At 60.6% G+C, this 12,295-nt stretch carries 9 protein-coding genes; all 9 read right to left on the bottom strand.

Translation table 11 applies throughout. The features are described from left to right. Window positions 1-324: 324 nt before the first annotated feature. The 9 genes from gcvT to arcA all read right to left on the bottom strand — a co-directional run bounded on the left by gcvT (window position 325) and on the right by arcA (window position 12,288). Window positions 325-1,449, bottom strand: a complete 1,125-nt coding sequence (gene gcvT, locus ACA070_RS23780; protein ID WP_497448575.1) for a glycine cleavage system aminomethyltransferase GcvT — start codon at window positions 1,447-1,449, stop codon at window positions 325-327. Between the two features lie 37 nt (window positions 1,450-1,486). After that, the gene (locus tag ACA070_RS23775) at window positions 1,487-2,863 is read right to left on the bottom strand and encodes an L-serine ammonia-lyase (RefSeq protein WP_497448574.1); all 1,377 of its coding nucleotides are present in this window, start codon (window positions 2,861-2,863) and stop codon (window positions 1,487-1,489) included. Window positions 2,864-3,065: 202 nt separating this feature from the next. After that, window positions 3,066-5,918, bottom strand: coding sequence for an aminomethyl-transferring glycine dehydrogenase (gcvP, locus tag ACA070_RS23770; RefSeq protein WP_497448573.1), 2,853 nt, complete (start codon window positions 5,916-5,918; stop codon window positions 3,066-3,068). Window positions 5,919-5,929: 11 nt separating this feature from the next. Further along, window positions 5,930-6,313, bottom strand: coding sequence for a glycine cleavage system protein GcvH (gene gcvH / locus ACA070_RS23765; RefSeq protein WP_033056841.1), 384 nt, complete (start codon window positions 6,311-6,313; stop codon window positions 5,930-5,932). A 439-nt stretch (window positions 6,314-6,752) separates the two neighbouring features. Beyond that, complete coding sequence (gcsR, locus tag ACA070_RS23760; RefSeq protein ID WP_497448572.1) at window positions 6,753-8,261, bottom strand: transcriptional regulator GcsR; 1,509 nt, start codon at window positions 8,259-8,261, stop codon at window positions 6,753-6,755. A gap of 201 nt (window positions 8,262-8,462) precedes the next feature. Then, complete coding sequence (locus ACA070_RS23755) at window positions 8,463-8,825, bottom strand: DUF5064 family protein (RefSeq protein WP_497448571.1); 363 nt, start codon at window positions 8,823-8,825, stop codon at window positions 8,463-8,465. A 12-nt stretch (window positions 8,826-8,837) separates the two neighbouring features. Continuing rightward, window positions 8,838-9,767, bottom strand: a complete 930-nt coding sequence (arcC, locus tag ACA070_RS23750; RefSeq protein WP_497448570.1) for a carbamate kinase — start codon at window positions 9,765-9,767, stop codon at window positions 8,838-8,840. Window positions 9,768-9,951: 184 nt separating this feature from the next. After that, window positions 9,952-10,962 (bottom strand): ornithine carbamoyltransferase, encoded by a 1,011-nt coding sequence (locus ACA070_RS23745; RefSeq protein WP_497448569.1) that lies wholly within the window; start codon window positions 10,960-10,962, stop codon window positions 9,952-9,954. Between the two features lie 69 nt (window positions 10,963-11,031). Next, window positions 11,032-12,288 carry an arginine deiminase gene (gene arcA, locus ACA070_RS23740; protein ID WP_497448568.1) on the bottom strand — a complete coding sequence of 419 codons (1,257 nt, stop codon included), beginning with the start codon at window positions 12,286-12,288 and terminating at the stop codon, window positions 11,032-11,034. Window positions 12,289-12,295: the final 7 nt, after the last annotated feature.

The following is a 12,295-nucleotide window of genomic DNA, read 5'->3' as shown; positions in this document are numbered from 1 at the left end:
GAAGACGTCGAACGGGATGTAGCTAACTTGTAGGCTACTGCCCAGGTCACGATTCCAAGCGACCCATGCAAACACAGTGAACAAACTCTACGCCAACTACGGGAGAAAAAACAAGCCCTGTGAGAGGCCCGGTTTTGCTCAGGTTGATGGCAGTAGTGTGTCCACTAGTGCTGGCTTATTCGATAGGGTTGTTCAATTGTTTTCGAACGTTATAAGCAACGTTCATAATCGAAGCTTGCCGATAAGGCATGCACTGTTTTATGGCGGTTGCGTTACACATTAGTGCACTGTTAACGCAACCGCGTTACTTATAGAAACAGGCAATCAGCCGCGATAGTAGCGTTGTGGAACAAATGGCATTTTGCTTACAACCAAAGGCACCTTTTTCCCACGAACAATCGCCCAGACGGGTGTGTCGATAGCGATATAAGCGCTGTCGAGGTAACCCATGGCCAATGGACCGCCCAAGGTCGGACCAAAGCCGCCGCTGCAAACAGTACCGATGATGTCGCCCGCTTCATTGACGATTTCTGCGCCTTCACGCACTGGCGTGCGTTCCTGCGGCAGCAGGCCTACACGCTTGCGGCTGACCCCGGCTTGTTGTTGAGCGAACACGGTCTCGGCGCCAGGGAAGCCGCCGGCCCTCGCACCATCAGCGCGACGTGGCTTGGAAATGGCCCACAGCAGGCTGGCTTCGATCGGCGTGGTCTCGGTGTTCATGTCGTGGCCATAGAGGCACAGGCCGGCTTCAAGGCGCAGCGAATCGCGAGCACCAAGGCCGATGGCCGCCACTTCAGGTTCGGCCAGCAGGGCGCGAGCCAGGGCTTCAGCGTTGGCGGTGGGTACGGAGATTTCGAAACCGTCTTCACCGGTGTAGCCCGAACGGCTGACAAAGCACTCGACACCCACCAATTTCACGCGGGTGAACTGCATGAAGGTCATCTTCGCCACTTCAGGTGCCAGGCGCGCAAGTACGGTGACCGCGGCCGGACCTTGCAGGGCCAGCAGCGCGCGTTCTTCGAACAGCGGCTCGATCGTGCACTGATCGCCAATGTGCTTTTGCAGATGCGCGAGGTCCTGATCCTTGCAGGCGGCGTTGACCACCAGGAACAGTTCGTCGTTACCCAGGTTGGCGACCATCAGGTCGTCGAGGATGCCACCGGTTTCGTTGGTGAACATCGCATAGCGCTGCATGCCCACCGGCAAGTCGATGATGTCCACCGGCACCAGTGTTTCCAGAGCCTTGGCGGCATTGGCGCCGGTCAGGCGGATCTGGCCCATGTGCGAGACATCGAACAGCCCGGCCTGATCACGGGTGTGCTGGTGTTCTTTCATCACGCCCAGCGGGTATTGCACCGGCATGTCGTAGCCGGCGAACGGTACCATGCGCGCTCCGAGTTCAATGTGCAGGGCGTGCAGCGGGGTTTTCAGCAATTGTTCGGTGGACATATTCAGCTCCTGAAAAGTGTGCGGATGCGCGTGAGCATCAGCACTCGATAATGTTGACCGCCAAACCGCCACGGGCGGTTTCCTTGTATTTGCTTTTCATGTCGGCGCCGGTCTGGCGCATGGTGCGGATGACCTTGTCGAGGGAGACGAAGTGCTGACCGTCGCCGCGCAGGGCCATGCGCACCGCATTGATGGCTTTCACCGAACCCATGGCGTTGCGCTCGATGCAAGGCACTTGCACCAGCCCGCCAATCGGATCGCAGGTCAGGCCGAGGTTGTGTTCCATACCGATTTCGGCCGCGTTTTCCACTTGTTGCACGCTGCCACCCAGCACTTCGCACAACGCACCGGCCGCCATGGAACAGGCCACGCCGACTTCACCCTGACACCCGACTTCGGCACCGGAAATCGAGGCGTTTTCCTTGTAGAGAATGCCGATCGCTGCGGCGGTCAGCAGAAAGCGCACGACGCCATCTTCGTTGGCCCCGGGGATGAAACGCATGTAGTAATGCAGCACCGCCGGAACGATCCCTGCTGCACCGTTAGTGGGCGCAGTGACGACGCGTCCGCCGTTGGCGTTTTCTTCGTTGACCGCCAGGGCGTACAGGTTGACCCAGTCCAGCACCGACAGCGGGTCGCGCAACGACGATTCCGGGTTCTTGCACAGTTGCCGATGCAGCGCTGCGGCCCGACGTTTGACCTTCAAACCACCCGGCAGGATCCCTTCATTGCGGCAACCGGCGGCAACGCAGTCCTGCATCACTTGCCAGATATTCAACAGGCCGGCGCGGGTTTCCGCTTCCGGGCGCCAGGCGCTTTCGTTGGTCAGCATCACCTGACTGATGGACAAGCCGTACGTGGCGCAATGACCCAGCAGGTCCTTGGCGCTTTTGAACGGGAAGGTTAGCGGCGTGGCGTCTTCGACAATGCGGTCAGCGCCGGCGGCGTCTTCATCGACCACGAATCCGCCGCCAACCGAGTAGTACTCGCGGCTGCGGACTTGCAGGCCGGCAGCGTCGAACGCGCGAAAGATCATGCCGTTGGGGTGATAGGCCAGCGGTTTGCGAATCATCGCCAGGTGTTCTTTCTCGTTGAACGCAATGCTGTGTTCGCCGAGCAGGTTCAAGCGACCATTGCCGCGAATGTCTTGCAGACGGGCGGCGACGGTTTCGGTGTTCACGGTGTCCGGGTGTTCGCCTTCCAGGCCGAGCAACACGGCTTTGTCGCTGCCGTGGCCTTTACCGGTGGCGCCGAGCGAGCCGTAGAGCTCGACTTTGACGCAGGTGGTTGCCGCCAGCAGCCCTTCACGGCGCAAGCCTTCGGCGAAACGTGCAGCGGCGCGCATCGGGCCGACGGTGTGGGAGCTGGAGGGGCCGATGCCAATCTTGAACAGGTCGAACACGCTTAACGACATGGTTGTTCTCCGGTTTCTTGTTATAGGAATGGCGGAATATCAGGCTTGGTGTATTCCCCTGTGGGAGCTGGCCTGCCAGCGATGGCAGTGTGTCAGGCAACAGAAATGGAGATTGATCCACCGCTATCGCTGGCAGGCCAGCTCCCACAGGGTTTTGTGGTGTTCTTGAAAGGGGGGCGAGTAAACCCGCCCCCTCATTGGTTTAAGCGTAGCTTTCGATCGACGGGCAAGCGCAAACCAGGTTGCGATCGCCGAAGACGTTGTCGACACGACCGACAGGTGGCCAGTACTTGCCTTCGATCAGCGACGCTACCGGGTAAACCGCTTGCTCACGGCTGTACGGATGGGTCCACTCGCCAACGATTTCCGCCGCGGTGTGCGGAGCGTTTTTCAGCGGGTTGTCGCCCTTGTCCAGCGTGCCGTTTTCCACTGCGCGGATTTCTTCGCGGATGCGGATCATGGCGTCGCAGAAGCGGTCCAGTTCTTCCTTGGATTCACTTTCGGTCGGTTCGATCATCAGCGTGCCGGCCACCGGGAACGACATGGTCGGGGCGTGGAAACCGAAGTCGATCAGGCGCTTGGCGACGTCATCGACGCTGATGCCGCTGCTGTCTTTCAACGGACGCAGGTCGAGGATGCATTCGTGCGCCACCAGGCCGTTGCTGCCGGTGTAGAGCACTGGGTAATGCTCTTCGAGACGACGGGAAATGTAGTTTGCATTGAGGATCGCCAGTTGCGAAGCGCGCTTGAGACCCGCGCCGCCCATCATCCGAATGTACATCCAGGTGATCGGCAAAATGCTCGCGCTGCCGAACGGTGCCGCGCAGACCGCACCTTCCTTGCGCTCCATCTGCGCGTGGCCCGGCAGGAACGGGGTCAGGTGCGATTTCACGCCAATCGGGCCGACGCCCGGGCCGCCACCGCCGTGCGGGATACAGAAAGTCTTGTGCAGGTTCAGGTGCGACACGTCGCCGCCGAACTTGCCCGGTGCGCAGAGGCCGACCATCGCGTTCATGTTGGCGCCGTCGATGTACACCTGGCCGCCGTGGTCATGAATGATGCCGCAGATTTCGCGGATGCCTTCTTCGAACACGCCGTGGGTCGACGGATAGGTGATCATCAATGCCGCGAGATGCTCGCGGTGCTCGATGGCCTTGGCGCGCAGGTCTTCGATGTCGACGTTGCCACGGGCATCGCAAGCCGTCACGACGACACGCATGCCGGCCATGTTGGCGGTGGCGGGGTTGGTGCCGTGGGCCGAGGACGGAATCAGGCAGATATCGCGACGGTCTTCGCCACGGCTCTGATGATAGGCACGAATCGCCAGCAAGCCAGCGTACTCGCCTTGGGAACCGGCGTTCGGTTGCAGGGAGATCGCGTCGTAACCGGTAGCGGCGCAGAGCATCGCTTCCAGTTCATCGGTCAGCTGCTGGTAGCCGGCACTTTGCTCGACCGGAGCGAACGGGTGCAGGGCACCAAATTCAGCCCAGGTCACCGGGATCATTTCGCTGGCGGCGTTGAGTTTCATGGTGCACGAACCCAGCGGAATCATGGTGCGATCCAGCGCCAGGTCCTTGTCGGCGAGCTTGCGCAGGTAGCGCATCAACTCGGTTTCCGAGTGGTAACGGTTGAACACCGGGTGGCTGAGGATTGGCGACTGGCGCACCAGGGTGGCCGGGATCGTGCTTTGAACGGTAGCAGCCAATGCCGTGAAGTCCGGCAGGGTTTTGCCGTCGGCGAGCAGGGCCCACAGGTTTTCCACGTCAGCTTGCGAGGTGGTTTCGTCGAGGGACAGGCCCAGACGCTCGGCATCGACCACACGCAGGTTGATCTGCTGGGCGCGCGCCTTGTCGTGCAACGCGGCAGTGTTAGCGCCGGTGTTGATCGTCAGGGTGTCGAAGAAGTTCGCTTGCTCGACGTTCAGACCGATTGCTTTCAGGCCTTGAGCCAGAATCGCGGTCAGGTGATGCACACGGTTGGCGATCTGCGTCAGGCCTTTCGGGCCGTGGTACACGGCGTACATGCTGGCGATGTTGGCCAGCAGAACCTGAGCGGTGCAGATGTTGCTGGTGGCCTTCTCGCGTCGGATGTGTTGCTCGCGGGTCTGCATCGCCAGGCGCAGGGCCGGCTTGCCGAAGCGGTCCACGGAGACGCCGACCAGACGGCCCGGCATGTCGCGCTTGAATGCATCTTTAGTGGAGAAGTAGGCCGCGTGCGGGCCACCAAAGCCCAGTGGCACGCCGAAGCGTTGCGCGCTGCCGATGGCCACGTCGGCACCGAATTCGCCCGGTGGGGTCAGCACGGTCAGGGCCAGCAGGTCGGCGGCGACCGCCACCAGCGCATTGGCGGCGTGGAAGCGTTCGGTCAGTTCGCGATAGTCGAATACATCGCCATTGCTTGCCGGGTATTGCAGCAGGGCGCCGAAGAACGGCGTCACGTCAGTCAGTTCAAGCTCGTCGCCAACAACCACGTCGATGCCCAGCGGCTCGGCACGGGTGCGCAGCACGTCGAGGGTCTGTGGGTGGCAATGCACGGACGCGAAGAAGGCGTGGCTACCCTTGTTCTTGCTCAGGCGTTTGCAGAAGGTCATCGCTTCAGCGGCGGCGGTGGCTTCATCCAGCAGCGAGGCGTTGGCGATCGGCAGGCCGGTGAGGTCGCTGATCAGGGTCTGGAAGTTCAGCAGCGCTTCGAGGCGGCCCTGGGAAATCTCCGGCTGGTACGGGGTGTACGCGGTGTACCAGGCCGGGTTTTCCAGCAGGTTGCGCAGGATCGGCGACGGCGTGTGCGTGCCGTAGTAGCCCTGGCCGATGTAAGTCTTGAACAGCTGGTTTTTGCCGGCGATGGATTTGATCAACGCCAGGGCATCGGCTTCGCTCAGGCCGTCTTCGAGGCCTAGGACGCTGGTGCCTTTGATGCTGTCCGGAATGACGCTGGCGCTCAGGGCTTCCAGCGAATCAAAGCCGAGGCTGTTGAGCATCGCTTGCTCGTCGCCGGAACGCGGGCCGATGTGGCGGGCGATGAATTCGTTGGCGGTGGTCAGGTTGATTTGAGTCATGTCAGCGCTCCTCAGGCTTCAGCGTTGGCTTTGATCAGACGGTCGTAGGCGTCCTGATCCAGCAGTTTGGCGACAGCCGAGGCGTCGCTTGGCTGGAAGCGGAAGAACCAGCCTTCGCCCAGCGGATCTTCGTTGACCAGTTCAGGGCTGCTGTCGAGTGCCGGGTTCACTTCCAGCACTTCACCGTCGAGTGGCATGTACACGCCGCTGGCGGCTTTTACCGATTCAACGGTGGCGGCTTCGGCGCCTTTGTCGTAGGACTGCAGCTCAGGCAGTTGTACGAAAACCACGTCGCCCAGGGCGTTCTGTGCGAAAGCAGTGATGCCGACTGTAACGCTGCCGTCAGCTTCGGTGCGCAGCCATTCGTGATCTTCAGTAAAACGCAATTCGCTCATGGAAACTCCTAAGGGGGCCAGACTCGTCTGGTGGACGCGATTGAATGCTTGGGCTAAAGCCCTGCTTTATGGCGGGTTACTAAGCAATTTCGCGGCCAATGTTTTTTTATCGTTATAAATCAATTGCTTAGGTCGTATGGCGGAGAGCGGGGAGTCGATGTCTGTAGCGAAATCGCTACAGCAGGAGGCAAAGAAAAAAGCCTAGGTGGATCAAAGCCTTGCACAGCGGTGATCGGGGGAGGGTGTATCGATATCGTTCCGGTGTAGCGCTTTCAGTACAGATGGAGGTCGTTTTTGAGAAGGAATCAGTCTGTATACAGAACCTGTGGGAGCCAGCCTGCTGGCGATGAGGTTATGTCAGTCGACATCTTTTTGCCTGCCGCACCGCAATCGCCAGCAGGCTGGCTCCCACAGGGGGCTACGGTGTGTTTGGGCAATTTCAGGGCTTATTGGGAATGCCGTACTTGCGCAACCGATGGGCAATCGCGGTGTGAGAAGTTTGCAGCCGGCTCGCCAGTTGCCGGGTCGAGGGATAGCTGACGTACAGTTTTTCCAGCAGGGTCTTCTCAAACTCTTCCATCGCCTGTTCAAGGCTGTCGACGTCGCTGTCACTCTGGCGCGCCACGGAAGTGCCGGCGATGTCGAGGTCGCCGATGTCCACCAGGCTGCTTTCGCAAATCGCCGCCGCGCGGAAGATCACGTTCTGCAATTGCCGCACGTTGCCCGGCCAGCGGTTGCCCAGCAGCGCGGGGTAGGTGCCCGGTGCCAGGCGACAGACCGGGCGCTGGATCTGCGCGCAGGCCTGCTGCATGAAATAGCGGGCCAGCAGCAGGATGTCCTGGCCGCGTTCGCGCAGGGGCGGGACTTCGACATTCAGGACGTTGAGGCGATAGAACAAGTCTTCGCGGAACGCACCTTCGCTGACCATTTTTTCCAGATTGCGGTGAGTCGCGCTGAGGATCCGTACATTGACCTTGACCTCTCGATCACCGCCCACCCGACGGAAGCTGCCATCGTTCAAAAAACGCAGCAACTTCGCCTGCAAGTACGGCGACATCTCGCCGATTTCATCGAGAAACACCGTGCCCTGGTTCGCCAGTTCCATCAGTCCCGGTTTGCCGCCCCGTTGCGCGCCGGTGAAGGCGCCGGGGGCATAGCCGAACAGTTCGCTTTCGGCGAGGTTCTCCGGCAATGCCGCACAGTTCAGCGCGAGGAACGGCGAACTGTGCCGGGCGCTGATGGCATGGCAGGCCCGCGCCACCAGTTCTTTGCCGGTGCCGGTTTCGCCCTGGATCAACAGCGGTGCATCCAGTGTCGCCACACGCTGGGCGCGCGCCTTGAGCGTACGAATCGCCGGGGACTCGCCCAGCAACGCATCGAACCCTTCGGCATGGTCGTGGTGCAGCGCCGAGAGGCGTTCACCGATGCGGTTCGGTTGATACAGGGTCAGCAGGGCGCCAGCGTCGGTGATCGGGGTGGCGTCCAGCAGCAGGGTCTGGCCGTTGACGGTGATCTCGCGCAGCGGAAGGCGAAAGCCGTGCTCCAGCAGTGCGCCGAGCAGCGCCGGGTCGGCAAACAGGTCGGCGACGCTTTCACCGGCCGGTTCACGCCCATACAAAGCGATCAGCGCCGGGTTGGCCAGCAACACCTTGCCGTCGCTGTCCAGGGCCAGCACCGGGTCGGTCATGGCGGCGAGCAGCGCATCGAGCTGCAAGTGCCGACGTTGTCCGGGCAGGATGTCGACCACCGTCATCGCTTGCACGCCACGCACACTGAGCAACGCATCGCGCAGCTCTTCGAGCACTTCCGGGCTCAGGGTCGGGGCGTCGATGTAAACGTTGGGCGGGACCATTTCCACCGCATCCAGATTGAGATTACGCCCACCGAGCAGGGCCAGGACTTCCTGGGTGATGCCGACGCGGTCGATGAAGCTGACGTGGATACGCATGGGGCGGTTTTTTAATCTGACGTGCGGAGGGTGGCAAGTATGCCTTGGGGCGGGCGAATGGTGAAATCCTGCGCAGGACTTCAGGGCAACACCGAACCAATGTGGGAGCGGGCTTGCTCGCGAAGGCGGCGTGTCAGTCGCTATCGATGTCGACTGTCAGGACGCCTTCGCGAGCAAGCCCGCTCCCACAGGGGCAGTGGGTTACTCCAGGTGTTCGGGTTTGACCGGGTCGCCCGATTTCATGTCCAGCTGCACCCGCACATCCTCAAACATCAGGTCGTAGAACTTGTGACTTGAACCGAGGCTGCTGTGCACTTTGGGGATGCCGTTCTTTTCAAGAATTTTTGTGACGTTGCTGGCAAAGTTGTAGGCCTGGTCCTTGGGGAGGAAGAACGTTTCCGTCATGTCCTTGCCCTGGATCGAACCATGTAATGTGAACTGCATCCCTTTGCTTTCCTTGGGATCATTTACAACTTCATAGTCCAGATGCAGGTTATAGCTGACATCGTCCTCGTTCAGCGCGTGGCGCTCGATGTGTAATTGACCGGGCTCAAACGTTGCCATTGCTGTTTCTCCTCACAAATAAGTAATGCCAGGTGTCGCCGTACTGATGCGCGTACCGGCCGTACCCTGGACGATCGCTTCGATGTCCGAGAGTGAACCGATCACCGCAGTTTTTCCAGTATGGCGGGCGAACTCGCAGGCTGCCTGGACCTTTGGTCCCATGGAGCCGGCTGCGAAGCCGAGTTTTTCCATTTCGTCGGGGTGGGCCTGGGCGATGGCTTTCTGGGTGGGTTTACCGTAATCGATGAACGCTGCGTTGACGTCGGTGGCGATCACCAGCAGATCGCATTCAAGCTGTTCGGCCAGCAGCGCCGAGCACAGGTCCTTGTCGATCACCGCTTCCACGCCTTGCAGCTTGCCGTGGGCGCCGTACATCGTTGGAATGCCACCGCCGCCAGCGCAGATCACGATGCTGCCTTTTTCCAGCAGCCATTTGATCGGACGGATTTCGAAGATGCGTTTCGGCCTGGGGCTGGCCACCACGCGACGGTATTTGTCGCCGTCCGGGGCAATCGCCCAGCCTTTCTCGGCGGCAAGTTTTTCCGCTTCAGCCTTGGCGTAGACCGGGCCAATGGGTTTGGTGGGGTTCTGGAAGGCCGGGTCGTTGGCATCGACTTCAACCTGGGTCAGCAAGGTCGCGAACGGCACTTCGAAGTCGAGCAGATTGCCCAGTTCTTGTTCGATGATGTAGCCGATCATGCCTTCGGTTTCGGCACCGAGCACGTCCAGCGGATAAGGCGAAACCGAGGTGTAGGCGGCGGCTTGCAGCGACAGCAGGCCGACCTGCGGGCCATTACCGTGAGCGATCACCAATTCGTTGCCGGCATAAATCCTGGCGATCTGTTCGGTGGCAATCCGGATGTTGGCGCGTTGATTGTCCGCGGTCATGGGTTCACCACGGCGGAGCAGGGCGTTACCGCCCAGAGCAACGACGATACGCATAATGCAGTCCTTCTAAAAGAGCAGTAAGCGGGCAACTCGGTCTGTCGATGGAACCCTGACCCTGTGGGAGCGAGCCTGCTCGCGATTGGATCGCCGCGGTCTGTCAGATGCACCGCGGCGCTGCCATCGCTGGCAGGCCAGCTCCCACATTGACCGTGTTTCGTCAGTGGGAGCCGGTGAGCCGTTAGATATCCGCCAACGCCGACACCAGGATCGCCTTGATCGTGTGCATGCGGTTTTCCGCTTGCTCGAAGGCGATGTTGGCCGGCGATTCGAAGACTTCTTCAGTCACCTCGACGCCGTTGGCCAGGTTCGGATAGCGTGCGGCGATGTCTTTGCCGACCTTGGTTTCGCTGTTGTGGAACGCCGGCAGGCAGTGCATGAATTTCACGCGCGGATTGCCAGAGGCTTTCATCATCGCGGCGTTGACCTGGTACGGCAGCAGTTGCTCGATGCGCTCGTCCCACGCTTCCACCGGCTCACCCATCGACACCCAGATATCGGTGTGGATGAAGTCCACGCCCTTGACTGCCTCTTTCGGGTCTTCGGTGATGGTGATACGTGCGCCGCTTTCCTCGGCGAAGGCTTTGCACTGGGCGATGAAATCCGCGTGCGGCCACAAGGCTTTGGGTGCGGCGATGCGCACGTCCATGCCGAGTTTGGCGCCGATCATCAGCAGCGAGTTGCCCATGTTGTAGCGTGCGTCGCCGAGGTAGGCGTAGCTGATGTCGTGCAGCGGCTTGTCGCTGTGCTCACGCATAGTCAGGGTGTCGGCGATCATTTGCGTCGGGTGGAATTCGGCGGTCAGGCCGTTGAACACCGGCACACCGGCGAACTTGGCCAGCTCCTCGACGATTTCCTGTTCGAAGCCGCGGTACTCGATGGCATCGAACATCCGCCCCAGCACGCGGGCGGTGTCTTTCATGCTTTCCTTGTGACCGATCTGCGAGGACACCGGGTCGATGTAGGTGACGTGGGCGCCTTGGTCATGGGCCGCGACTTCGAAGGCGCAACGGGTGCGGGTCGAGGTTTTTTCGAAGATCAGGGCGATGTTCTTGCCTTGCAGGTGCGGACGCTCGGTGCCGGTGTATTTGGCGCGTTTGAGGTCGCGGGAAAGGTCCAGCAGGTAGTGCAGCTCGCGAGTCGTGTGGTGCATCAGCGAGAGCAAGCTGCGGTTGCGCATGTTGAAAGCCATTTTGGATCTCCTTGGGTTTCGGTTATCCGCCTGCTTCACGCTTTATGAGCGCGAAGCAGGGCATAAGAATTAATAGTCGATAGGGTCGCGGATGATCGGGCAGGTCATGCAATGGCCGCCGCCACGACCGCGTCCCAGTTCGCCGGCGCTGATGGTGATAACTTCCACACCGGCCTTGCGCAGCAGGGTGTTGGTGTAGGTATTGCGGTCATAACCGATCACCACGCCAGGCTCCACGGCGACCACGTTGTTGCCGTCGTCCCATTGCTCGCGTTCGGCGGCGAAGCTGTTGCCGCCGGTTTCCACCACACGCAGCGCTTTGAGATTGAGGGCCTTGGCCACGGTGTCGAGGAAGCTGGTTTCTTCGCGGCGAATGTCGATACCGCCCGGTTTGCTTTCGTCAGGGCGCAGGCTGAAGGCGACGATCTGGTTCACCACTTCCGGGAAGATCGTGACCAGGTCGCGGTCGCAGAAGCTGAACACCGTGTCCAGGTGCATCGCCGCGCGGGACTTCGGCAGGCCGGCGACAATGACTTTCTCGACGGCGTTGTTCTTGAACAGGTTCACTGCCAGTTGGCCGATGGCTTGGCGGGACGAGCGCTCGCCCATGCCGATCAACACCACACCGTTGCCGATCGGCATCACGTCGCCGCCTTCAAGGGTGGAGCTACCGTGTTCCTGGTCCGGGTCGCCGTACCAGATTTCGAAGTCGGCGTTGGTGAACTGTGGGTGGAATTTATAAATGGCGGCGGCCAACAGGGTTTCCTGACGACGCGCTGGCCAGTACATCGGATTCAGCGTCACGCCGCCGTAGATCCAGCAGGTGGTGTCGCGGGTGAACTGGGTGTTGGGCAGCGGCGGCAGAATGAAGCTTGAGTGGCCGAGGAAGTCGCGGAACATCTGGATGGTCTTGCCGCCGAAGCTGTCCGGCAAGTCGTCAGCGGAAACACCGCCAATCAGGAACTCGGCGATCTTGCGCGGCTCCAGGCTGCGCAACCACGAACCCACTTCGTTGATCAGACCCAGGCCGACCGAGTTGGCGGTGACCTTGCGTTCCAGAATCCAGTCGAGGGCTTCGGGGATGGCGACGATGTCGGTCAGCAGGTTGTGCATTTCCAGTACATCGATATTGCGTTCACGCATTTTGGTGACGAAGTCGAAATGGTCACGCTTGGCCTGGGCGACCCACAGCACATCATCGAAAAGCAGTTCGTCGCAGTTGTTCGGGGTCAGCCTCTGATGGGCCAGGCCGGGGGAGCAAACCATGACTTTACGCAGTTTGCCGGCTTCGGAATGTACGCCGTACTTAACTTTTTCCGTGGTCATTACAGTG

The organism is Pseudomonas sp. LBUM1678 (assembly GCF_059695575.1).
The sequence above is the reverse complement of the archived record's forward strand: the minus strand, read 5'-3'. Positions and strand labels throughout refer to the sequence as shown.

Coding starts and splice junctions, on each gene's coding strand:
- ACA070_RS23745 (WP_497448569.1), bottom strand. CDS start 10,962: ATGGCTTTCAACATGCGCAACCGCAGCTTGCTCTCGCTGATGCACCAC.
- ACA070_RS23755 (WP_497448571.1), bottom strand. CDS start 8,825: ATGGCAACGTTTGAGCCCGGTCAATTACACATCGAGCGCCACGCGCTG.
- gcvP (WP_497448573.1), bottom strand. CDS start 5,918: ATGACTCAAATCAACCTGACCACCGCCAACGAATTCATCGCCCGCCAC.
- arcC (WP_497448570.1), bottom strand. CDS start 9,767: ATGCGTATCGTCGTTGCTCTGGGCGGTAACGCCCTGCTCCGCCGTGGT.
- arcA (WP_497448568.1), bottom strand. CDS start 12,288: ATGACCACGGAAAAAGTTAAGTACGGCGTACATTCCGAAGCCGGCAAA.
- gcsR (WP_497448572.1), bottom strand. CDS start 8,261: ATGCGTATCCACGTCAGCTTCATCGACCGCGTCGGCATCACCCAGGAA.
- ACA070_RS23775 (WP_497448574.1), bottom strand. CDS start 2,863: ATGTCGTTAAGCGTGTTCGACCTGTTCAAGATTGGCATCGGCCCCTCC.
- gcvH (WP_033056841.1), bottom strand. CDS start 6,313: ATGAGCGAATTGCGTTTTACTGAAGATCACGAATGGCTGCGCACCGAA.
- gcvT (WP_497448575.1), bottom strand. CDS start 1,449: ATGTCCACCGAACAATTGCTGAAAACCCCGCTGCACGCCCTGCACATT.